General features: G+C 62.5%; 19 protein-coding genes. 9 read left to right on the top strand and 10 right to left on the bottom strand.

Going from position 1 to position 23,224, the window contains the following annotated elements; all coding sequences use genetic code 11:
- Positions 1–219: 219 nt before the first annotated feature.
- Complete coding sequence (locus tag FXO12_RS24510) at positions 220–1,530, top strand: MFS transporter (protein WP_003193968.1); 1,311 nt, start codon at positions 220–222, stop codon at positions 1,528–1,530.
- Positions 1,531–1,651: 121 nt separating this feature from the next.
- Here FXO12_RS24510 and purT read toward each other — a convergent pair whose 3' ends face one another.
- The 5 genes from purT to FXO12_RS24485 form a co-directional block, all read right to left on the bottom strand.
- The gene (gene purT, locus FXO12_RS24505) at positions 1,652–2,833 is read right to left on the bottom strand and encodes a formate-dependent phosphoribosylglycinamide formyltransferase (protein WP_054918313.1); all 1,182 of its coding nucleotides are present in this window, start codon (positions 2,831–2,833) and stop codon (positions 1,652–1,654) included.
- Positions 2,834–2,903: 70 nt separating this feature from the next.
- Positions 2,904–3,371: a preQ0 transporter gene (locus FXO12_RS24500; protein ID WP_003193971.1), complete on the bottom strand. Its 468-nt coding sequence runs from the start codon at positions 3,369–3,371 to the stop codon at positions 2,904–2,906.
- A 148-nt stretch (positions 3,372–3,519) separates the two neighbouring features.
- Positions 3,520–3,735 carry a DUF1289 domain-containing protein gene (locus tag FXO12_RS24495; protein ID WP_054898907.1) on the bottom strand — a complete coding sequence of 72 codons (216 nt, stop codon included), beginning with the start codon at positions 3,733–3,735 and terminating at the stop codon, positions 3,520–3,522.
- The gene (locus FXO12_RS24490) at positions 3,732–4,256 is read right to left on the bottom strand and encodes a gamma carbonic anhydrase family protein (protein ID WP_034115859.1); all 525 of its coding nucleotides are present in this window, start codon (positions 4,254–4,256) and stop codon (positions 3,732–3,734) included. The genes FXO12_RS24495 and FXO12_RS24490 overlap by 4 nt, the downstream gene beginning before the upstream one ends.
- Positions 4,257–4,291: 35 nt before the next feature.
- Complete coding sequence (locus FXO12_RS24485; RefSeq protein WP_032895425.1) at positions 4,292–4,894, bottom strand: CoA pyrophosphatase; 603 nt, start codon at positions 4,892–4,894, stop codon at positions 4,292–4,294.
- Between the two features lie 147 nt (positions 4,895–5,041).
- On the opposite strand from FXO12_RS24485, the gene FXO12_RS24480 reads away from it, so the two are divergent.
- From FXO12_RS24480 to nagE, 7 genes are all read left to right on the top strand, one after another.
- Complete coding sequence (locus FXO12_RS24480) at positions 5,042–5,590, top strand: NUDIX hydrolase (RefSeq protein ID WP_057975073.1); 549 nt, start codon at positions 5,042–5,044, stop codon at positions 5,588–5,590.
- A 36-nt stretch (positions 5,591–5,626) separates the two neighbouring features.
- Positions 5,627–6,130 (top strand): murein L,D-transpeptidase family protein, encoded by a 504-nt coding sequence (locus tag FXO12_RS24475; RefSeq protein ID WP_014719790.1) that lies wholly within the window; start codon positions 5,627–5,629, stop codon positions 6,128–6,130.
- Positions 6,131–6,392: 262 nt separating this feature from the next.
- Positions 6,393–7,139: a GntR family transcriptional regulator gene (locus tag FXO12_RS24470; protein ID WP_032895423.1), complete on the top strand. Its 747-nt coding sequence runs from the start codon at positions 6,393–6,395 to the stop codon at positions 7,137–7,139.
- A 22-nt stretch (positions 7,140–7,161) separates the two neighbouring features.
- Entirely contained in the window at positions 7,162–8,268 is a 1,107-nt protein-coding gene (gene nagA, locus FXO12_RS24465; protein ID WP_054898909.1) for an N-acetylglucosamine-6-phosphate deacetylase, read from the top strand.
- Positions 8,249–9,271, top strand: a complete 1,023-nt coding sequence (locus FXO12_RS24460; protein ID WP_087149524.1) for an SIS domain-containing protein — start codon at positions 8,249–8,251, stop codon at positions 9,269–9,271. The genes nagA and FXO12_RS24460 overlap by 20 nt, the downstream gene beginning before the upstream one ends.
- Before the next feature lie 30 nt (positions 9,272–9,301).
- The gene (gene ptsP / locus FXO12_RS24455; RefSeq protein WP_057975072.1) at positions 9,302–11,815 is read left to right on the top strand and encodes a phosphoenolpyruvate--protein phosphotransferase; all 2,514 of its coding nucleotides are present in this window, start codon (positions 9,302–9,304) and stop codon (positions 11,813–11,815) included.
- Between the two features lie 26 nt (positions 11,816–11,841).
- Entirely contained in the window at positions 11,842–13,539 is a 1,698-nt protein-coding gene (gene nagE, locus FXO12_RS24450) for an N-acetylglucosamine-specific PTS transporter subunit IIBC (protein WP_057975071.1), read from the top strand.
- 115 nt (positions 13,540–13,654) lie between these two features.
- Here nagE and FXO12_RS24445 read toward each other — a convergent pair whose 3' ends face one another.
- The 3 genes from FXO12_RS24445 to purL form a co-directional block, all read right to left on the bottom strand.
- The gene (locus FXO12_RS24445; RefSeq protein WP_229999976.1) at positions 13,655–13,948 is read right to left on the bottom strand and encodes a DUF6124 family protein; all 294 of its coding nucleotides are present in this window, start codon (positions 13,946–13,948) and stop codon (positions 13,655–13,657) included.
- Between the two features lie 309 nt (positions 13,949–14,257).
- Positions 14,258–14,569, bottom strand: coding sequence for a hypothetical protein (locus FXO12_RS24440; protein ID WP_054897795.1), 312 nt, complete (start codon positions 14,567–14,569; stop codon positions 14,258–14,260).
- Positions 14,570–14,573: 4 nt separating this feature from the next.
- Complete coding sequence (purL, locus tag FXO12_RS24435; RefSeq protein ID WP_034128004.1) at positions 14,574–18,470, bottom strand: phosphoribosylformylglycinamidine synthase; 3,897 nt, start codon at positions 18,468–18,470, stop codon at positions 14,574–14,576.
- A 286-nt stretch (positions 18,471–18,756) separates the two neighbouring features.
- On the opposite strand from purL, the gene mltF reads away from it, so the two are divergent.
- Positions 18,757–20,217 (top strand): membrane-bound lytic murein transglycosylase MltF, encoded by a 1,461-nt coding sequence (mltF, locus tag FXO12_RS24430; protein WP_014719798.1) that lies wholly within the window; start codon positions 18,757–18,759, stop codon positions 20,215–20,217.
- Positions 20,218–20,353: 136 nt separating this feature from the next.
- Here mltF and FXO12_RS24425 read toward each other — a convergent pair whose 3' ends face one another.
- Positions 20,354–20,632 (bottom strand): PTS transporter subunit EIIB, encoded by a 279-nt coding sequence (locus FXO12_RS24425; protein ID WP_057975070.1) that lies wholly within the window; start codon positions 20,630–20,632, stop codon positions 20,354–20,356.
- Between the two features lie 2 nt (positions 20,633–20,634).
- Complete coding sequence (gene ptsP / locus FXO12_RS24420) at positions 20,635–23,169, bottom strand: phosphoenolpyruvate--protein phosphotransferase (RefSeq protein ID WP_057975069.1); 2,535 nt, start codon at positions 23,167–23,169, stop codon at positions 20,635–20,637.
- Positions 23,170–23,224: the final 55 nt, after the last annotated feature.

Below are 23,224 nucleotides of genomic sequence, written 5' to 3'. Positions count from 1 at the left end.
CCTTGTTGGATCCTTAGCCCCCTTCCTATAATCCCAGCGGCTTACCCAAGCCCCGCCCGACCGCGTGCTACCCGCACCCAGCGTGTCCTGGCACCGCCTTACCATGTCCGACCGGTGTTTGCTCCCATCCCGAGCCGCCCCGCGCACAGCCCTGATCCATGGGTGTTCGACCAATAATAATCCGCGTCCAAACGCGCAATAACCGTCAGGGATAACGTCATGAGCACCACCTACCAAGAGGCTGCGAGCGCCGCACCTGCCAACTCGACCGCCCGCGTCGCCACCGCGAGCATCGTCGGCACCGCCATTGAGTTCTACGATTTCTACATCTACGCCACGGCTGCCGCCCTGGTGATTGGCCCGGTGTTCTTCCCACAGACCTCCGGCACCGCGCAGATGCTGGCATCGTTCCTGACCTTCGGTATCGCTTTTATCGCCCGCCCTCTGGGGTCGGCGTTGTTCGGTCACTTCGGTGACCGTATCGGCCGTAAATCAACCCTGGTGGCTTCACTGCTACTGATGGGTGTATGTACTACCCTGATCGGCTTGCTGCCGGGCTACGACAGCATCGGTGCCTGGGCACCGATCCTCTTGTGCGTATTGCGCTTCGGCCAGGGCCTGGGCCTTGGCGGAGAATGGGGCGGCGCGGCCTTGCTGGCGACCGAGAATGCTCCCAAGGGCAAGCGCGCCTGGTTCGGCATGTTCCCGCAACTGGGCCCGTCGATAGGCTTCCTGGCGGCCAACGGTTTGTTCCTGATTTTGGCCATGAGCCTGAATGACGAGCAATTTCGCAGCTGGGGCTGGCGCATTCCGTTCATCCTCAGCGCCGCACTGGTGATGGTGGGCCTGTACGCACGCCTCAAGTTGCATGAGACGCCGGTGTTCGCCAATGCAGTGGCCAAGGAAAAACCAGTGAAAGTGCCGCTGGTAGAACTGTTCAGCCAGCATTGGCTGCCGGTACTGCTGGGCGCCGCGTCGATGGTGGTGTGCTATGCGCTGTTCTATATCACCACCGCGTTTTCGTTGAGCTACGGCGTTTCCACCTTGGGCTACAGCCGTGAAACCTTCCTCGGCCTGCTGTGCTTTGCGGTGCTGTTCATGGGACTGGCAACGCCATTGGCCGCCTTGGCCAGTGATCGCTACGGGCGCAAGCCGGTGCTGATCGTCGGCGCGGTCCTGGCGATTCTGTCGGGCTTTACCATGGAGCCTCTGCTGACCCATGGCTCGACCTGGGCCGTGGCGCTGTTTCTGGCGTTGGAGCTGTTTTTGATGGGCGTGACCTTCGCACCGATGGGCGCGCTGCTGCCAGAACTGTTCCCGACCCGCGTGCGTTATACCGGTGCATCGGCAGCGTATAACCTGGGTGGGATCGTGGGGGCCTCGGCGGCGCCGTTCTTCGCGACCAAGCTGGTGGCGATGGGTGGTTTGAGTTATGTCGGGGGATATGTATCGGCAGCAGCGTTGCTGAGTTTGATTGCGGTGCTGTGCCTGAAAGAGACGCGGGATAACGACTTGAACAAGGTCGCCTGACCCCATGCTCGTTCCCACGCTCTGCGTGGGAATGCAGTTAGGGACGCTCTGCGTCCCCAAGCGCGACGCAGCGCGTCACAAGAGGCATTCCCACGCAAAGCGTGGGAACGAGCGTGGCGGCTTAGAGCTCTACAACAACTGCTTGGGAAGCACGTGTCGCCTTGGCACGAGCCGCTTCAATCGACTCGTCCCGCGCCAGCGCCACGCCCATACGGCGCTGGCCATTCACTTCAGGCTTGCCAAACAGACGCAACGCCGTATCCGGCTCGCTCAACGCAGCGCCGAGGTTGGCAAACGCCGTCTGGGTCGACTGCCCTTCCACCAGGATCACCGCCGACGCCGAAGGCCCGAATTGACGGATCAACGGGATCGGCAGGCCGAGGATGGCGCGTGCGTGCAAGGCAAACTGCGACAGGTCTTGGGAAATCAGGGTCACCAGGCCGGTGTCATGGGGGCGCGGCGACACTTCGCTGAACCACACCTGATCGCCCTTGATGAACAATTCCACGCCAAACAAGCCACGGCCGCCCAAGGCTTCGGTCACGGCTTTGGCAACGCGCTCGGACTCTGCCAGGGCAATCGGGCTCATGGCCTGCGGCTGCCAGGACTCCTGATAGTCGCCCTTCTCCTGGCGATGGCCCACCGGCGCGCAGAAAGTGGTACCGCCGATGTGACGCACGGTCAGCAGGGTGATTTCGTAGTCGAAGTCGATAAAGCCTTCGATGATCACCCGACCCTTGCCGGCACGCCCGCCTTCTTGGGCGTAGTCCCAGGCTTTCTGCACGTCGTCGGCGCTGCGCAACAGGCTCTGGCCCTTGCCCGACGAACTCATCACCGGCTTGACCACGCACGGAAAGCCCAGGTCCTGGACGGCCTTGCTGTAATCTTCGAAGGTATCGGCGAAGTGGTACGGCGAGGTCGGCAGGTCCAGTTCTTCGGCGGCCAGGCGACGGATGCCTTCACGGTTCATGGTCAGCGACGTGGCACGGGCGGTCGGGATGACGGTAAAGCCTTCGGCCTCCAGTTCCACCAGAGTGGCGGTGGCGATGGCTTCGATTTCCGGCACGATGAAATGCGGCTTCTCCGCCTCGATCACCGCACGCAATGCGGCCCCGTCGAGCATGTTGATCACATGGCTACGGTGCGCCACCTGCATGGCCGGCGCATTGGCGTAGCGATCCACGGCAATCACTTCAACGCCCAGGCGCTGCAGTTCGATTACCACTTCCTTGCCCAGCTCACCGCAGCCACACAGCAAAACGCGGGTCGCGGTTGGCGACAATGGAGTTCCGATTCGGGTCATCTCAGGTCCTCAGGGGAGCGGATCATGGGGGAGAAAGGCGGGCATTTTACATGAACTGTAAAAATTGGCCTCAGTTGGCGACAGCCCGCCGGCGGATGCGCCAGGCCATGATCAGCCAGACCACGGTGACACCGGCGAACTTGGACACCAACGCCGTGCCCGCCACCGCTGGGGTCAGTGCGCCGATCAGGCCGAAAAAGATAAAGGTATCGAGGGGAATGCTCAGCGCCGAACTTATCCACAGGCGGTCATGCAGCGGGCGCTTGGTGATGCTGAACACCAGCCAGTCGATGCACTCGGACACCGCAAACGCCGTGGCACTGGCCAGGGCAATGGACGGGTCGGAGGTGATATAGGAGAGCACCAGCGCCGCGAGCATGGCGATGATTGCGCCATGGCCGAAGCGGGTTTGCACCATGTCGCGCAGGATAAATACCAGGCCACCCCAGGCGGACCAGATGACGTCCAGGTGTGGGGCGGTGGAGAAGGCGAAGTTGATCAGCACGACGCTGCTGATATAGGCGATCAGGAAAAACATGGAGGATGGACCTGTGGGCAATGCCGCACAGGGTACACAATTACAAGGATGTCGTCTGGCAGGGCCTCATCGCAGGCAAGCCAGCTCCCACATTTGAAGGTATTCACACATCAAGGGTGGGAGCTGGCTTGCCTGCGATGGCGGCCTGTCAGGCGCCAGATTTCCCAGGGGTCATCCACACTATCCCACTCGCCACCGCCCGCTCATGGCACAACCCCAGCACCAGCCGGCGCTCGGCGTTGTCCATGCGGCTCCAGCGCGTAATCTCATCCACATTGCGCTGACAGCCGGTGCAGATATCGTCGTCGTCCAGTGCGCAAATACTCACGCACGGCGAGGCAACAGGCCGTTCAACCGTACTCATTCTTCCTGCTCAACCAGATCCCGCGCGTAACGCTGCGAGTTATGCACATAGTGCGCGGCGCTGGCTTCGAGCATGCGCTTTTGCGCCTCGGTCAGCTCACGCACCACCTTGCCTGGCGAGCCCATGACCAGCGAGCCGTCAGGAATTTCCTTGCCCTCACCGATCAGCGAGTTGGCGCCGATGATGCAGTGCTTGCCGATCTTGGCGCCATTGAGGATCACTGCGTTGATACCGATCAGGCTGTAGTCGTCAACGGTGCAGCCATGCAGCATGGCGTTATGGCCAATGGTCACGCCGGTGCCGAGGGTCAGCGGGTAGCCCATGTCGGTGTGCATCACGCTGCCGTCCTGCACGTTGCTGTTCTTGCCGATCAGGATCAGCTCGTTATCGCCACGCAACACCGCGTTGAACCAGACGTTGGCGCCCTCCTCCAGCTTGACCTTGCCCACCAGCGTGGCATTCGGTGCAACCCAACTGTCGGGATGGGTCTCGACGCGGGCGTCGCCCAGGCGGTATTTCATGGTTTTTCCTCACGGCATGCCATTTGAACGATGGCTTATAGATTGATGAAGCTCTTGGGCGGCTGGTGCAGGCTGATCTTGGCATCGTCATAGAGCAGGTTGATCAGCTCGACGATCATGATCGCTGTCAGCCCCCAGATTTTGTATTCGCCGAACCTGTAGCTTGGCACGTACCAACTACGGCCCTGGTAATCAATGCGGTGGGTATGTTCGCGTGGGTCCTGTCGGAAAAAATCCAAAGGCACGCTGAAAACGGCGGCAATCTCGGCGTCGTTGGCCAGGTATTCGACGTAATCGGGGATCACACCTACATAGGGCGTTACGCGGATGCCGTGCAGGGAAATCAGCGGGCTCAACGGGCCTATGACCTCAACCAGCCCCGGCGGCAGGCCGATTTCTTCTTCGGCTTCGCGCAAGGCGGTAAAGATCAGGTCCGGGTCTTCAGGGTCGCGGCGCCCGCCGGGAAAGGCCACTTCGCCACCGTGGGTCGACAGGCCGCTGGCGCGCAGGGTCAGGATCAGCTCGGGTTCGTCACTGCGGGTAATCGGCACCAGCACCGCAGCCTCGGGGAAACGCCCGTCGGTTTCCAGGGTATGGGGGGTGTGGTTGCTTACCCGGCGAAGTAGCTCGTCCAGCATGAGTCATCTCGGTCTGTTGGCTACCTTGCATCATGCACCAAAGCGTGCACGCGCCCAACCCCAAAACCGCAGGGCTGTCGCTAAACGACAACTTGCAGGAACGCCCGGCACCAAGCCAAGATGTGCCCATTGTCCAGGAACCCCAGCATGAATTTCTGCAGCCAGTGCGGCAAACCGGTGACCCAACGCATTCCCGAAGGCGACGCACGCCTGCGCTATGTATGCGACCACTGCTCGACCATTCATTACCAGAACCCCAATATCGTCGCCGGTACCGTGCCGGTGTGGGGCGACCAAGTGCTGTTGTGCCGCCGCGCCATCGAGCCACGCCTGGGTTACTGGACCCTGCCCGCAGGCTTTATGGAAAACGGCGAAACCGTCGAGCAGGCGGCCATGCGTGAAACCCTGGAAGAAGCCTGCGCCCGGGTGCGCAACCTGAGCCTCTATACCCTGATCAATGTGCCGCACATCAGCCAGGTGCATATCTTCTACCGCGCCGAACTGATCGACCTGGACTTTGCCGCTGGCCAGGAAAGCCTGGAAGTGAGGTTGTTCGACGAAGCCGATATCCCTTGGTCCGAGCTGGCTTTCCGCACGGTCGGGCGTACCTTAGAATGCTTCTTCGCTGACCGTCGCCAACAGGCATACCCGGTACGTAGCGAATCTGTGCCACCGCTGTCCAAGCCCGCCCAATAACAAGCCGGCCAATGTCGCCAAAGGGATACCGTTTCAATGCGTTGGTTGCTTGCTCTGATCTGCCTGTCGTTCGCCACGCTGTCCCCGGCCTCCACGGTGCAAACCCTTGGCGGTAAAACGGTCGAGAAAGTCCTGGTGCTCAAGTCCGCCCACCAGCTGCAGCTGATCAACGACGGCAAGCCGTTCAAGACCTATCGCATCTCCCTGGGCAAGAACCCCAAGGGCCACAAGCTGATCGAAGGTGACCGCCGCACGCCCGAAGGCCTCTACTGGATCGACTGGCGCAAGACCAGCGACCGCTTCAACCTGGCCATGCACATTTCCTACCCGAACATCAGCGACGCCGCCCGCGCCCGCCGCGAAGGCGTAAAGCCGGGCAGCATGATCATGATCCACGGCACCCCCGACACCGAAGACTACCCGGAACAGTGGTTCCACACCCTGGACTGGACCGACGGCTGCATCGGCATGCGCAATGTGGATATGCGCGAAGTGTGGAACCTGGTCAAAGACGGCACCCTCATCGAGATTCGGCCGTAATCGCGTGCCGTTCGTAAAATAATTCGAAAATAATTCCTGCCCCAGGCAGCGCCTGCCGGTGAATACCAGTTCACCGCGCGGGACCCTGCACTTGTGCGCGCCACAAAGACCTCTCTAATACCACTTGATACCAAGCCCCATTAAAGTGCCCTGAAACCGGGATTTTCACCGTTTTGGCAGCATTGACATGGTATTTAAGTGGTATTAGTTTTCGGCCATTACCGGGCGACAACATTCCAATAACGCATCGGAAACCTGACAGATGAATCCCATCCTGGCCCTGCGCCCCGACGACAAGCAATCCACGCCGCTGTACCTGCAACTGGCCCGCAGCCTTGAAGCAGCGATCCATGCCGGCCAGTGGAAATCCGAACAGGCCCTGCCTTCGGAACGCGCCCTCAGCGAGCAATTGAGCATCTCGCGGGTCACCGCCCGTAAAGCGCTGGAAGTGTTGCTGGCTCAAGGGCTGATCCGTCGCAGCCAAGGCTCCGGCACTTTCATCACGCCGCGCCTGGAACAACCCTTGTCGCGCCTGTCGGGGTTCAGCGAGATGCTGCGGCTCAAGGGGTTTGTGCCGACGTCTCAGTGGCTGGAGCGCGACATCACCCCGCCGACCCATGAAGAACTGATCCGCCTGGGCCTGTCGCCCACCGACAAAGTGGCGCGCCTCAAGCGCCTGCGCAAAGCCGACGACACGGTGATGGCGATTGAAATGACCGCCATGCCGGCCTCGGTGCTGCCCCATCCCCAGGCCATCGGCAATTCGTTGTACGAATACTTGGAAAGCATCGGCAAGCCCATCGTGCGCGCCTTGCAGCATATCCAGGCGATCAATGCCTCGGATGAGTTCGCCGCGCTGGTCGGCATCGCCCCCGGCACCGCCATGCTGCTGATGACCCGCGTGGGCTACACCGCCGACAACACGCCGATTGAGATCACCGACACCTACTGCCGCAACGACTACTACGACTTTGTCGCAGAGCTGCGCCGCCATGACTACTCCGCCTGAATGCGAACTTAGAGAACTGCCCATGACTGAAGACAATATCCTCACGCCCAGCGGCTGGATGCGTGGTCGCTTGGTGCATGAGCACGGCAAGGTTGTCGCCATTGACGGCACGCCGTGCGACCCGGCCGACAACGACCTGCCCTACCTGTTGCCGGGCTTTATCGACCTGCATGTGCATGGCGGTGGCGGCGCCGACATCATGGAAGGTGCGAGCGCCTTCGAGACCATTACCCGTACCCACGTGCGTTTTGGCACCACCTCGCTGCTGGCCACCACCATGACGGCGCCGGTGGAAGAAATTTCCCGCGTGCTCGGTGAGCTCGGCACGTTCTGCGAACAGCGGCCAGCCGGCAGCGCCCGCGTACTCGGCGTGCACCTGGAAGGCCCCTACATCAATCCGGGAAAACTCGGCGCCCAACCCAACTTCGCCCACACCGCGTTGATGCAAGAAGTGGAAGCCTACCTGCGCCTGGCGCCAATCCGGGTGATCACCATCGCCCCGGAAATCGCCGGCCACGACGGCCTGATTCGCGCCCTCAGCCAACGCGGCGTGCGCATGCAGATCGGCCACACCCTGGGCAGCTATGAAGAAGGCGTTGCCGCCCTGGCCGCTGGCGCCACCAGTTTCACCCATTTGTACAACGCCATGAGCCCGCTGCATCACCGCGAACCCGGCATCGTCGGCGCCGCGCTGGCCCACGCCCAGTACGCCGAGCTGATCCCGGACTTGCTGCACGTGCACCCCGGCGCCATGCGCGTGGCCCTGCGCTCGATCCCGTGCCTGTATTGCGTCACCGACTCCACCGCCGCCGCCGGCATGCCCGACGGAGAGTACAAGCTGGGCAGCCACACCGTGACCAAATGCCTGGGCGGCGTGCGCCTGGCCGACGGCACCCTGGCCGGCAGCACGCTGACCATGGATCAGGCGCTGCGCAACCTGGTGAAAATCGGCCTGCCCATCAGTGAAGCCTCGCAACGCCTGTCGCAATTTCCTGCGGACTACCTGGGCCTGGAAGAACGCGGCCGCCTGCAACCGGGCAGCTTTGCCGACTGCGTGCGCCTGGACCGCTCCCTGACACTCACCGACGTAATGGTCGAAGGAGACACCATTGACTTCAAAAATGCTTGAAGAGGCCCTGGCCTCCTGCGACGCCGTCGCGGCCCAACTGCAGCGCCTGGACCCGATGCTGGAAGAAGTCGCCGGCCGCCTGCGCCGCCAGCCGCCGCAAGTGGCGATGACCATCGCCCGCGGCAGCTCCGACCACGCCGCCAGTTACTTCGCCTACCTGGCCATGCAACACGTGGGCATTCCGGTGGCGTCGCTGCCGATGTCGGTGGTGACCCTGTTGCAGGCGCCGATGAAAGTCAGCGGCCAGGTAGCGTTTGGTTTCTCCCAATCGGGGCAGAGCCCGGACCTGGTCAACAGTCTGCGCTTGTTGCGCAAGCGTGGTGCCTTGAGCATCTCCCTGGTCAATGCCGAAGACTCACCGCTGGAAGCCGCCTGCGAGTTCCACGTGCCGCTGTGCGCCGGGCCGGAACTCAGCGTGGCCGCCACCAAGAGCTTTATCGCCACCCTCAGCGCCAGTGCACAGTTGATCGGCCACTGGAATCAAGAAGCCGACTTGCTGCAAGCCTGTCAGGCCTTGCCCGAGGGCCTGCGTGACGCCGCCAGACAGGATTGGCGCCTGGCCGTCGACGCCCTCAAAGGCAGCCAGCGCTTGATGGTGATCGGCCGTGGCGCCGGGTTTGCCATCGCCCAGGAAGCCGCGCTCAAGCTCAAGGAAACCTCGGCGATCCAGGCCGAAGCCTTCAGCAGCGCCGAAGTGCGCCACGGGCCGATGGCCTTGATCGACGAGAACTACCCCCTACTGGTGTTCGCCCCCCGCGGCGCCGAGCAGGCCGGCCTGTTGAGCCTGGCCGCCGATATGCGCCAACGCGGCGCACGCGTGCTGCTGGCTGCGCCGGACGATATCGCCGAACGCGACCTGACGCTGAGCCGCGCCGAACACCCGAGCCTGGACCCGATCCTGGCTATCCAGAGCTTCTACGTGATGGCCGCAGGCCTTGCTGAGGCACGGGGCATGGACCCGGACCAGCCGCGCCACCTGAGCAAAGTCACCCGCACGCACTAAAGCGGCGTTTTCCTGATGAGTACCGTGCCCATGCCCAACAACAATAATCCATTGACCCTTAGCGCCCCCTTGAGTGGGCCGGTGCTGGACCTGAACCGCGTCCCCGACGAAGTGTTCGCCAGCGGCGCCATGGGCGACGGTCTCGCTATCGACCCGTTGAACGACTGCCTGCACGCGCCCTGTGACGGCGTGATCATCCACGTCGCGCGCACCGGCCATGCGCTGACCATCCGCGCCGATAACGGTGCAGAAGTATTGATGCACGTGGGCATCGACACCGTGGAACTCAATGGCGAAGGCTTTGCCTTGCTGGTGAAGGACGGCGCACGGGTGAGCGAGGGTCAGCCGTTAGTGCAGTTTGATCTGGACCGCATCGCGCGCCAGTGCAAGAGCCTGGTGAGCCTGATCATCCTGACCAACAGTGACCGCTTTGAGCTGACGCCCGTGGCGCTGAAGACGGTCAAGATCGGTGAGCCGTTGTTGCAGATTGCTGCGCGCACCACCGCCACCGCCCAAGCAGCTGTGGATAACTCCAGCTTCGAGGCCAGCGCCAGCGTACGCATTACCCATCGAGGCGGTTTGCATGCACGCCCTGCCGCCCTGATCCGCAAGACCGCCCAGGGTTTCAGCAGCCAGTCGCACCTGCACTTCGCTGATAAATCGGCGTCGTGCGACAGCCTGATTGGCTTGATGGGACTGGGCATCGGCGAAGGCGACGAAGTGCGGGTGAGTTGCCGTGGCCAAGACGCAGAGGCGGCGTTGCAAGGGCTGGTCGCGGCGCTATCCGTGGCGGTCAGCGAAGCCCATCACGCCCCGGTAGCCACTGCTGCGCCACGTCGCGCCAGTGTGGAAGCCGATGTGCTGCAAGGCGTGTGTGCAGCACCCGGCCTGGTGTGCGGGCCACTGTTCCGCCTGTCCGGCATCGAGCTGCCCGAAGACACCGGTAACCATAGCGCCGACGAACAACAGCAGCGCCTCGACACGGCACTGGAGCAGGTGCGTGACGAAATCCGCAGCACCCTCGAGCATGCCCGCCAACGCAAGAATGTCGAGGAAGAAGACATCTTCGCCGCTCACCTTGCACTGCTCGAAGACCCGGCGCTGCTGGAAGCGGCCACCGACGCCATCGCCCACGGCAGCGCTGCCACCCACGCCTGGCGTGATGCGATCCAGGCCCAGTGCGCCGTGCTGTTGGCGTTGGGCAAGCCGTTGTTTGCCGAGCGCGCCAACGATCTTCGCGACCTGCAACAACGCGTATTGCGGGCCTTGCTGGGTGAGGCCTGGCACTTTGAGTTACCCGCCGGATCGATTGTCAGCGCCCATGAACTGACCCCGTCAGACTTGCTGCAACTGAGTGAACAGCAGGCCGCCGGTATCTGCATGGCCGAAGGCGGCGCCACCTCCCACGTCGCGATACTTGCTCGGGGGAAAGGCTTACCCTGCGTGGTCGCCCTCGGTGCCGAGGTATTGGATGTGCCTCAGGGCCAGCGCGTGGTGCTGGACGCCATCAATGGCCGCCTGGAACTGGCCCCTACCGATGCGCGCCATGCTGAAGTGCACCAGATACGCGACGCGCAAAAACTGCGTCGCCAGCAGCAACAGGCCCAGGCGCAACAACCGGCACGCACCCGCGACGGTGTGAACATTGAAATCGCCGCCAATGTTGCCTCCAGCAGCGAGGCCCAAGTGGCGTTTGAAAACGGTGCCGATGGCGTCGGCCTTCTACGCACCGAATTCCTCTTCGTCGACCGCCGTACCGCGCCGGATGAGCAGGAACAGCGTCAGGCTTATCAGGCCGTATTGGATGCCATGGGCGACAAGTCGGTGATCATCCGCACCATCGACGTGGGCGGCGACAAGCAGCTCGACTATTTGCCGCTGCCGATCGAGGCCAACCCGGTGTTGGGCCTGCGCGGCATTCGCATGGCCCAAGTGCGTCCGGAATTGCTCGACCAGCAACTGCGTGCCCTGCTGCAAGTCTCGCCGCTGGCGCGTTGTCGCATCCTGTTGCCGATGGTCAGCGAGGTGGATGAACTGCTGCAGATTCGCCAGCGCCTGGATGAACTGTGCGCCGAGTTGGGTTTGAGCCAGCGCCCCGAACTGGGGGTGATGATCGAAGTGCCCGCCGCTGCGCTGATGGCTGAACAGCTGGCCGAACATGCGGACTTTTTGTCCATCGGCACCAATGACCTGTCCCAGTACACCCTGGCCATGGACCGCGACCACGCAGGCTTGGCCGCGCGCGTCGATGCGCTGCACCCGGCCTTGCTGCGACTGATCGCGCACACCTGCGCCGGTGCGGCGAAGCACGGGCGTTGGGTCGGCGTGTGCGGTGCGTTGGCTTCTGACCCGCTGGCCACGCCGGTACTGGTCGGCCTGGGCGTCACCGAGCTGTCGGTGAGCCCGCCGCAGGTCGGAGAGATCAAGGACCGCGTTCGCCATCTGGACGCGGCGCAATGCCGGCAGCTGAGCCAGGAACTGCTCAACCTGAGCAGCGCCCAGGCCGTTCGCCAAGCCTGTCAACACCACTGGCCGCTGAGCTGAAAACAACAAGAATAGGGAGACACGCCATGTACCAACACTTTATCGAAGGCCTGCAACGCCTGGGCCGCGCCCTAATGCTGCCGATTGCGATCCTGCCAATCGCCGGCTTGCTGCTGCGCCTGGGCGACACCGACTTGCTCAACATCGCGGTGATGCACGACGCCGGCCAGGCGATCTTCGCCAACCTGGCGCTGATCTTCGCCATCGGCATCGCCGTGGGTTTTGCCCGTGACAACAACGGCACTGCGGGCCTGGCCGGGGCGATTGGTTACCTGGTGATGATCTCCACGCTCAAGGTGATGGACACCACCATCAACATGGGCATGCTCGCCGGTATCGCCAGCGGCTTGATGGCCGGTGGGCTGTACAACCGCTTCAAGGACATCAAGTTGCCGGAATACCTGGCGTTCTTCGGTGGGCGGCGGTTTGTGCCGATTGTCACCGGGTTCAGCGCGGTGGGCCTGGGCGTGATTTTCGGCCTGATCTGGCCCCCGATCCAGCACGGCATCAACAGCTTCGGCGTGCTGTTGATGGAAAGCGGCAGCCTCGGTGCGTTCGTGTTTGGCGTGTTCAACCGCCTGCTGATCGTCACTGGCTTGCATCACATCCTCAACAATATGGCGTGGTTCGTGTTCGGCAGCTTCACCGACCCGGTAACCGGCGCGGTGGTCACGGGCGACCTGACCCGCTACTTTGCCGGCGACCCCAAAGGCGGCCAGTTCATGACCGGCATGTTCCCGGTGATGCTGTTCGGCCTGCCCGCGGCGTGTCTGGCGATGTACCGCAATGCGTTGCCTGAGCGGCGCAAAGTGATGGGCGGGATCTTCCTGTCGATGGCGCTGACCTCGTTCCTCACCGGGGTGACCGAGCCGATTGAATTTGCCTTCATGTTCCTGGCGCCCTTCCTGTACCTGATTCACGCGCTGCTCACCGGCCTGTCGATGGCGGTCACCGACCTGCTGAATATCCACCTGGGCTTTACCTTCTCCGGTGGGTTTATCGACATGGTGCTGGGCTGGGGCAAGTCCACCAATGGCTGGTTGGTGGTACCGGTAGGCCTGGCCTACTCGGTGATCTACTACACGGTGTTCAGCTACTGCATCCGCCGCTTCAACCTGAAGACGCCGGGCCGTGAAGACATCCAGGTGGTGCAGGCTGAAGCGATGAGCGATAACCAGCGTGCGACGGCTTATATCCAGGCGTTGGGTGGTGCGCAGAACCTGCTCAGTGTCGGCGCTTGCACTACGCGCCTGCGCTTGGACATGGTGGATCGCAACAAGGCGGTGGATGCTGAACTGAAAGCGCTGGGTGCCATGGCTGTAGTGCGCCCGGGTAACGGCGGCAGTTTGCAGGTGGTGGTTGGGCCGATGGCCGATAGCATTGCCGATGAGATTCGCTTGGCGATGCCGGGATTTGTTGCAGCAGTGCCTGTAGCGGTGGCACCTGTGGATAAGCCGGTGGTGGTGAATGTGCAGGAGGCCGAGCAATGGCTGAATGCGCTGGGTGGCCGGGGGAATGTACGGCATCTGGAAGCGGTGGCAATGACCCGGCTGCGGGTGGAGTTGGGGGATGACTCGAGATTGTCAGAAGCTCAGCTCACTGCGCTGGGTTGCCAGGGTGTGAGTCAACTTGAAAGCGGTGTTTGGCACTTGTTGATGGGTGACAAGGCGTCCGGGTTGGGTGAAGCGTTGGAGCGGTTGGTGACTCGCCGGATCAACGCCTGATTTCCCCTGTGGCGAGGGAGCTTGCTCCCGCTGGGCTGCGCAGCGGCCCCAAAAATCCTGGGAGCGCTTCGCACTCCAGCGGGAGCAAGCTCCCTCGCCACAGAGTGTGGTGTATTCAGTTACTGGTGGGTACTTCGTGTAGATCCAGTACTCGATCCACCATCAACTGAATACCCTCTACCATCCGATGAATCCCCAGCACCGCATCACGGTGCGGGCCGTCGATTTCAAAAGCCAGATTACCCGCCAGTGCCTGTACGGATGCCAGGTCTTGGGAGGCATTGGCGAGCAGGGTTTCGGTGTTCAGACTGGGTAGTACGGTGAAGATCTGGTCGGACGGTGAATCACCAGCTTGGCGGGACTCGGCTTGAGATGAGATTGAACCAGTTAGCAAGTTGTCGCTGATCATCATTAAACTCCATATGGAATAGGCTCCTAGTGACTTTTCAGGCTTGCAGTCCCGGTCACTGAATTGGCAGCGACTCGAGAAGGTTAGTTGTGCGAGTTCCGACGGACAACCTGAAAGGCTTGTCGGAAAGTTCTGAGGCGCTTGCGCCGACGCCATCGCAGGCAAGCCAGCTCCCACATGGGATTGATGTACGGTCTGACAACGGGGTCAAATGTGGGAGCTGGCTTGCCTGCGATTGGCACTTAAAACCAACAAAAAACCCGCTGACCAAACGGGCCCAGCGGGTTTCTTGTTTATACAGCCCACGAATCAAAAATCCGCCAACTGCCACACCTCATACGCCGGAGTCTCATACGGGTGACTGAGTTTCAAAGCAGCCACAGCGGCCACGATCAATTCATCTGCCACCACCAACTCAACCTTCCACTCTTCAACCACTTCAACCTGGCCCACCTGCCCGATAAACGGCTGACTGCCGTCCAACGCGCGGAATTGGCCCTGGCCCAGCACTTGCCAGGCGCAGCTGTCGTAGTCGCCGATGCGCCCGCCGCCGGCTGCGAAGACGGCGGTTTTTACCGTCTCCACATGGCTGTCGGGCACGAAGAAGGCGAGCTTGTACACGGCCTTAGTTCACCCACACGCGAGCGTTGCGGAACATGCGCATCCAGGCGCCGTCTTCGCTCCACTCTTCCGGGCGCCACGAGTTTTGCACGGCGCGGAATACGCGTTCCGGGTGCGGCATCATGATGGTCACGCGACCGTCGCGGCTGGTAAGGCCGGTGATCCCGCGTGGCGAGCCGTTCGGGTTGGCCGGGTAGCTTTCGGTGACCTTGCCGTGGTTGTCGACGAAACGCAGGGCTACAGTGCCGGACAGGTCGGCTTCAAGCAGCGCTTCTTCGCTGCTGAATTCGGCGTGGCCTTCACCGTGGGCGATGGCGATTGGCATGCGCGAACCGGCCATGCCCTGCAGGAAGATCGAGTTGGACTCCTGCACCTGCACCATGGCAACACGGGCTTCGAACTGCTCGGAACGGTTACGCACAAAGTGCGGCCAGAACTCGCTGCCCGGGATCAGTTCGCTGAGGTTGGACATCATCTGGCAACCGTTGCACACACCCAGGGTGAAGCTGTCGTTGCGTTCGAAGAAGCCCTGGAACGCATCGCGGGCACGGCTGTTGAACAGGGCCGACTTGGCCCAGCCTTCACCGGCACCCAGCACGTCGCCGTAGGAGAAACCACCGCAGGCAACCAGGCCTTTGAACTCGTTGAGGTCAACGCGACCGGCGAGGATGTCGCTCATGTGCACGTCGATCGCATTGAAGCCGGCGCGGTCGAACGCTGCTGCCATTTCCACCTGGCCGTTGACGCCCTGCTCACGCAGTACGGCAACCTGTGGGCGAATGCCCTTCTTGATGTAAGGCGCGGCGATGTCCTGGTTGACGTCGAAGCTGAGCATGGTGCTCAGGCCCGGGTTGTCTTCTTCCAGGATCACGTCGAACTCCTGCTCGGCGCAGTCGGCGTTGTCGCGCAGACGCTGGATCTGGTAGCTGGTCTCGGCCCACTGGCGTTGCAGCAAGCGGCGCTGACCGGTAAAGACTGTGTCGCCGTTGAAGGAGATATTAACTTCGCCGTTGTTGATCGGCTGGCCAATCACCGCCACGCACTCGGCCAGGCCAGCGGCGCTGAACTGCGCGAGCACGTCTGGGGTGGCGTCCTGACGCACCTGAATCACTGCACCCAACTCTTCGTTGAACAGGATGCCGTTGATTTCGGCAGCATCCTCGGCAACGCTGTCGAGCACGATGTTCAGGCCGCAGTGACCGGCGAAGGCCATTTCGACAACGCTGGTCAGCAAACCACCGTCGGAACGGTCGTGGTAAGCCAACAGGTGGCCGTCGGCGTTCAGGCCCTGGATCACGGCGAAGAAGGCTTTGAGGTCTTCGGCGTCATCGACGTCCGGGGCCTGCTTGCCCAGCTTGCCGTGGGTTTGCGCCAGGATCGAAGCGCCCATGCGGTTCTGGCCACGGCCCAGGTCGATCAGGATCAGGTCGGTGGTGCCCTTGTCCATGCGCAGTTGCGGGGTCAGGGTCTGGCGGATGTCAGTGACCGGCGCAAAACCGGTGACGATCAGCGACAGCGGCGACGTGACGCTCTTGTCGGTGCCGTCTTCGTTCCAACGGGTGGCCATGGACATGGAGTCCTTGCCCACCGGAATGGTGATACCCAGTTCCGGGCACAGCTCCATGCCGACGGCTTTAACCGTGTCGTACAGGCGTGCATCTTCACCCGGGTGACCGGCAGCGGACATCCAGTTGGCCGACAGCTTGATGTCGGACAGCTTGCCGATACGCGAGGCGGCGATGTTGGTGAGGGTTTCACCAATGGCCATGCGGCCCGACGCCGGTGCGTCCAGCAGGGCCAGCGGCGTGCGCTCGCCCATGGCCATGGCTTCACCGGTGTACACGTCGAAGCTGGTGGCGGTGACGGCAACGTCAGCCACCGGCACTTGCCATGGGCCAACCATTTGGTCACGGGCAACGAGGCCGGTGATGGTGCGGTCGCCGATGGTGATCAGGAAGCTTTTGCTCGCCACGGCCGGATGGTGCAGCACGCGTTCGATGCTGTTGGCCAGGTCCAGCGTGCTTGGGTCGAAATCATCGCCCAGTTCAGCTTCACGGTTGGCCGAACGGTGCATGCGCGGGGCCTTGCCCAGCAGCACTTCCAACGGCATGTCCACGGGGCTGTTGCCGAAGTGGCTGTCGGTGACGGTCAGTTGCGGCTCGGCAGTGGCTTCGCCGACCACGGCAAACGGGCAACGCTCGCGTTCGCAGATGGCCTGGAAGCGTGCGAAGTCTTCAGGACCGACGGCCAGTACGTAGCGTTCCTGGGATTCGTTGCTCCAGATTTCGTGCGGGGCCATGCCCGGCTCGTCGTTTGGAATGTTGCGCAGCTCGAAACGGCCACCACGGTCGCCGTCGTTGACCAGTTCCGGGAAGGCGTTGGACAAACCGCCAGCGCCGACGTCGTGGATGAAGCTGATCGGGTTCTTGTCACCCAACTGCCAGCAACGGTCGATGACTTCCTGGCAACGGCGTTCCATCTCAGGGTTTTCGCGCTGTACGGAAGCAAAGTCCAGATCTGCCGAGCTGGTGCCGGTGGCCATGGAAGAGGCCGCACCGCCGCCCAGGCCGATCAGCATCGCCGGGCCGCCGAGCACGATCAGCTTGGAGCCGACCAGAATCTCGCCTTTCTTGACGTGTTCTTCACGGATGTTGCCCATGCCGCCGGCCAACATGATCGGCTTGTGGTAGCCGCGCACTTCATCGCCACGCGGGGTGGTGATGGACTGCTCGAAGGTCCGGAAGTAACCGGTGAGCGCCGGGCGCCCGAATTCGTTGTTGAACGCGGCGCCGCCCAGCGGGCCTTCGATCATGATGTCCAGCGCGGTGACGATGCGCTCAGGCTTGCCGTACGGCACTTCCCACGGCTGTTCGAAGCCCGGGATCTGCAGATTGGACACGGTGAAACCGGTGAGGCCCGCCTTGGGCTTGGCGCCACGGCCGGTGGCGCCTTCGTCACGGATTTCGCCGCCCGAACCGGTGGCTGCGCCCGGGAACGGGGCAATCGCGGTCGGGTGGTTGTGGGTTTCAACCTTCATCAGGATGTGCACCGGCTCCTGCACCGCGCCGTACTGGCGGGTTTCCGGGTCCGGGAAGAAGCGACCGGCGACGGAGCCGACGATCACCGAGGCGTTGTCCTTATAAGCCGACAAAACGCCTTCGCTGTGCATCACGTAGGTGTTCTTGATCATGCCGAACAGGCTTTTTTCCTGGCTTTGGCCGTCGATGTCCCAACTGGCGTTGAAGATCTTGTGACGGCAGTGCTCGGAGTTGGCCTGGGCGAACATCATCAGTTCGATGTCGTGGGGGTTGCGCTTCAAGCCGGTGAAGGCGTTGACCAGATAGTCGATCTCGTCTTCGGCCAGGGCTAGACCCAGCTCGGTGTTGGCCTTCTCGAGGGCGGCGCGGCCACCGCCCAGCACGTCAATCGCGGTGAGCGGCTTGGGTTCGGCGTGGCTGAACAGGCCGGCAGCCTGTTCCAGCTGGCTGACGATGATCTGGGTCATGCGGTCGTGCAGGCTGCTGGCGATCAGCTCGGCCTCGGCGTCGCTGAACTGCCCGGCGACGTAGAAGGCGATCCCACGCTCCAGGCGCTGGATTTTATCCAGGCCGCAGTTGCGGGCGATGTCGCTGGCCTTGCTCGACCAGGGCGAGATGGTGCCGAACCGTGGCAGAACCAGGAACAAGCGGCCAGTCGGCTCTTGAACGGGAACGCTTGGGCCGTACTTCAGAAGGCGTGCCAGCACTTGCTGTTCGTCGGCGGTCAAGACGCCGGTTACGTCGGCGAAGTGAGCAAATTCAGCGTACAGGCCTGTAACAGCTGGAACCTTCTGGCTCAGTTGCTCAAGGAGTTTGCTGTGGCGAAAGGCAGAAAGGGCAGGAGCGCCGCGCAGGATCAACATCTTCGGGACAGCCTCGGGAAGGGGTGTGCTTTGAGGCCGTGCATTCTAGCGTAAACCTTCGCCAACGGCACCCGAAACGCTACCGGTGGCCGCCGCCGAACGTCAGTTGGCACGCTTTGCCTGCGATCACGGCGTTATCCAGGGTATTGGGCGCAGTTATTTTAACCGTCACAATCGCTCGCCAAGCCCCGTTTCTGCGGGCTGCAGCACAGTTTTACGCTGGCTAGCAGACAAGCGCGCCGCTGTCGAGATATGGCGCCGTGAGCCGTTTGCGTATACTGCGCAGATGTTCTTCCCAACTGTTTCGCGCCTGCGATGCGTCAAATGGCTCATCGCCACCTTGCTCTTCCTGATGCTCAGTGCCTGTGTTGATAAACCCAGCACACTGGAGCGAATCAAGGAGGATGGCGTATTGCGGGTGGTCACTCGCAACAGTCCCGCTACGTATTTCCAGGATCGCAACGGTGAAACCGGCTTCGAATACGAACTGGTCAAGCGCTTTGCCGACGACCTGGGGGTGAAGCTGGAAATCGAGACGGCCGACAACCTCGACGACCTGTTCAGCCGGCTGGGCAAACCCAATGGCCCGGTACTCGCCGCCGCCGGTCTGGTGAGCAGCGACCAGCGCCAGCAGCAGGTGCGCTTCTCCCACCCGTACCTTGAAGTCACCCCACAGATTATCTACCGCAACGGCCAATCGCGCCCCACCAACGCCGCCGACCTGGTGGGCAAGAAGATCATGGTGCTCAAGGGCAGCACCCACGCCGAGCAACTGGCGGCGCTGAAAAAACAGAACCCGGCCATCGAGTACGAAGAATCCGACGCCGTTGAAGTGGTGGATTTGCTGCGCATGGTCGACGAAGGGCAAATCGACCTGACCCTGGTGGACTCCAACGAAGTGGCCATGAACCAGGTGTACTTCCCGAACGTGCGCGTGGCCTTCGACCTCGGCAATGCCAGCAATCAAAGCTGGGCCGTGGCAGCAGGCGACGACAACAGCCTGCTAAACGAGATCAACAGTTACCTGGACAAGGTCGAGAAGAATGGCACCTTGCAACGCCTGAAGGACCGCTACTACGGGCACGTCGATGTCCTCGGCTATGTCGGCGCCTACACCTTTGCCCAGCACTTGCAACAACGCCTGCCCAAGTACGAGAAACACTTTCGCGCCTATGCCAAGGCCGAGAAAGTCGATTGGCGTTTACTGGCAGCCATTGGTTATCAGGAATCGCTGTGGCAACCCACGGTCACGTCCAAGACCGGCGTGCGCGGCCTGATGATGCTGACCCAGAACACCGCGCAAGCCATGGGCGTGTCCAACCGCCTTGACCCCAAGCAGAGCATCATGGGCGGCGCCAAGTACCTGGCCCGGATCAAGGATGAGCTGGACGACAAGATCGCCGAACCCGACCGCACCTGGTTCGCCCTCGCCGCCTACAACGTAGGCACCGGCCACCTGGACGACGCGCGCCTCCTGGCGAAGAAAGAAGGCCTGAACCCGAACAAGTGGCTGGACGTGAAGAAGATGCTGCCACGCCTGTCGCAGAAGCAGTGGTACAGCAAGACCCGCTACGGCTACGCCCGCGGCGGCGAGCCGGTGCATTTTGTGGCGAACATTCGACGTTACTACGACATTCTTACCTGGGTGACCCAGCCGCAGCTGGAGGGCAACCAGGTGGTGGAAGGCAACCTGCATGTGCCGGGCGTGGACAAGACCAAGCCGCCACAAGACACCCCACAACTCTGATCACGGCAGCCCGCACACTGCAAATCCCTGTGGGAGCCGGGCTTGCCCGCGATAGCGGCCTGACAGTCAAGGTAGTCGGCGCCTGACACACCGCTATCGCGGGCAAGCCCGGCTCCCACATGTGATCATCGTCGCCTTATAGGCCGGTGAGCAGATGGACTACCCCACCCGTCAACACCATCACTGCCGGTATACCCGCTGCCTTTAACGCCGACTCATCCAAACGCCCCGCCTCCCGCAACTGCACCCGCACCCGCGTGAGTGCCACGCGCTGCTGTGACGTGACGTTCCCCTCCCCGCCCAATGCACCCAGTACATCGGCCGACAACAGGCTCGGCGTCGTCGGTGCGACCGTCTCGGCCACCAAATCAGGCGTCAGGGCTTTCCAGAACGCCCGCTGCAATTTCTCGAACATGCTCAGTGCTCCACGACAGGTGAGGTTTCAACGGTGGCCGCGTGGTACAGGCGCAGGGCCTCGCGCACTTGGTCGGCTTCTTCCAGGCCCAGCACTTGGCGGGCAATGATCTGGCAGTCGTGCAGGTCCAGTTCGCGCACGGTGGCCTTGATGGTGGGGATCAGCGGCACGCTGACCGACAGCTCATCCACACCCAGGCCGATCAACGCCGGCACAGCAAGGGTTTCGGACGCCAGCGCACCACATACGCCCACCCACTTGCCATGGGCATGGGCCGCCTTGACGGTGATGTCGATCAGGCGCAGGACGGCCGGGTGAAAACTGTCGGCCTGGCTGGCCAGGCGCGGATGGTCGCGGTCCATGGCCAGGGTGTACTGGGTCAGGTCGTTGGTGCCGATGGAGAAGAAATCCACATGGGGCGCAAACACATCCGCCATCAGCGCTGCGCTGGGGACTTCGATCATGATGCCCAGCTTTGGTAACTCGGCCAGCCCGAGGGCCAGCGCCTCTTCTTCGAGCATCTTGCGCGCCAGATGCAGCTCCGACAGCAGGCTGACCATCGGCAACATGATATGCAGCCGCGCCAAGCCTGCACTGGCAAGAATCGCACGCAACTGTTCACGCAGCAGTTCGGGGCGTTCCAGGCACAGGCGGATACCGCGCAGGCCAAGGAATGGGTTGGTCTCGCTTTCCATCGGCACATAGGCCAAGGGTTTATCGCCGCCCACATCCAGGGTACGTACCACCAGATTACGCTCGGGGCCGAGGGCGCGGGCGATGGCGCTGTAGGTGTCGGCCTGCTCCTCTGCGCTCGGGGCACGGTTGCGTTCCAGGTAGAGGAACTCCGAACGCAGCAGACCCACGCCTTCAGCGCCCAGGGTCAGTGACTGTTCCACTTCCTGCAATGAGGCGACGTTGGCTGTGACCTCGACGTGGTGACCGTCGCGGGTGACCGCCGCCTGTGAGGCCTGTGCCACTTCACGCTGCAGCCGTAGCTTTTGCTGTTGACGAACCGCCTGCAGTTGCTCGATTTCAGCCAGGTTCGGCTCCAGCTGCAGCTCGCCTTTGTCGGCGTTGAGCAGTACCCGCTTGCCGTTGGCCAAGGCCAATACTTGACTGGGTACGCCGCAAAGGGATGGCAGGCCGAGGGCCCGGGCGAGGATGGCCACGTGGCTGGTAGCGCCACCGGCGACCGTGACGAAGCCCAGCACTTTGCTGGTATCCAGGCCGGCGGTTTGTGAGGGGGTCAATTGTTCGGCGACCAGAATGGCGCACTCCGGCAGCTCCATGGAACGCTCCGGCACCCCCAGGATCAACTTGAGCACGCGCTGGCCGACGTCGGCCAAATCCGCCGCACGCTCAGCCAGCAGCGTTTTACCCAAGCCTTCGAAGAGCCTGGCGGTCGCCACCGTGGCCGTATTCCAGGCAAAGGCCGCGCTCTTGCCTTCGGCCAGCAGGCTATGGGCTTGTTCAAGCAGGGTCGGGTCTTCGAGCAGTTCCTGGTGGGCGCGGAAGATCTCGGCCTGGGCACTGCCGGCCGCCTTGGCCTGCAACGCTTGCAGCGCCTCGTTTGCCGCCCGCAGGCCACGGGCCAATGCGGTACGTTCGAAGGTTTCTCCGGCACCGGCTTCGGGAATCTCAAGCGCCGGTTCAGCCACTTGGACAACCTGGCCGAACGCCGAGCCCGGCGACGCACAGACGCCTCGCAACACGGACGCCGAAGACGCAGGCGTAGCGGGCTCGTTGATCGCCTCGACCGTTACCGGCAGCGTCTCGCCACAGCCGTCGAGCAACAACGCCACCAGCGCCTGGATCGCCGCCTCGGCATCTTCCCCCGCCGCGCTCACTTGCACGCTGTCGCCCTGGGAGGTCTGCAGCGCCATGATCGCCACAAGCGACTTGGCATTGGCGCTCAGGGTTTGCTTGTGCAGGAAAATGCTGGAACTGAACCCCTTCGCCGCCTGGGCAAACACCGCCGCAGGGCGGGCGTGCAGGCCGCTGGCATTGGGCAATGTCACTGGCTTGGAAAACAGCGCATTGCCCTCTTCCTCGTCCACCTCAGCGGGCATCGGCCCCGGTGAGACCTGCACCAGAGGCTGGCCGGACTCGACCAGCGCTTGACCGGCCACCAATGGCACAAACGGCTCGCCGCTCACAATGAGCATCAAGGTCAGCAGGCTGCGTGCATTGAGCGCCACATAATCGGCATCGAACTCGATCAGCGGCTGCCCGGCCTCCACCCGCTGGCCCTCCTCGACCAGCCGGGTGAAGCCATGGCCCGCCAGGTTCACGGTGTCCAGGCCAATATGCAGCAGCACCTGCACTCCGTTTTCGGCGGTGACACTGACGGCGTGGCCGCTGTCCTGAATATTGCTGATCACCCCGGTCAACGGCGCGCAGAGTGTCTGCGAGGTAGGGTCGATGCACAGGCCATCGCCAATCACGCGGCCGGAAAATACCGGGTCGGGGACCTGATCCAGCGCCAGCAAAACCCCGGACAAGGGTGCCAGCAGTTCCAGGGGTTGAGATGTGGTCATGACTTCACCTGTTTGTGTTGTTCTTTAAAAATCATTGAGCCGATGCAAGGTTGAG

The organism is Pseudomonas sp. J380 (assembly GCF_009827115.1).
GTDB classification, from domain to species: Bacteria; Pseudomonadota; Gammaproteobacteria; order Pseudomonadales; family Pseudomonadaceae; genus Aquipseudomonas; species Aquipseudomonas paracarnis.
Note: the sequence above shows the minus strand (reverse complement) of the source record. Positions and strands in the feature narration are given on the sequence as shown.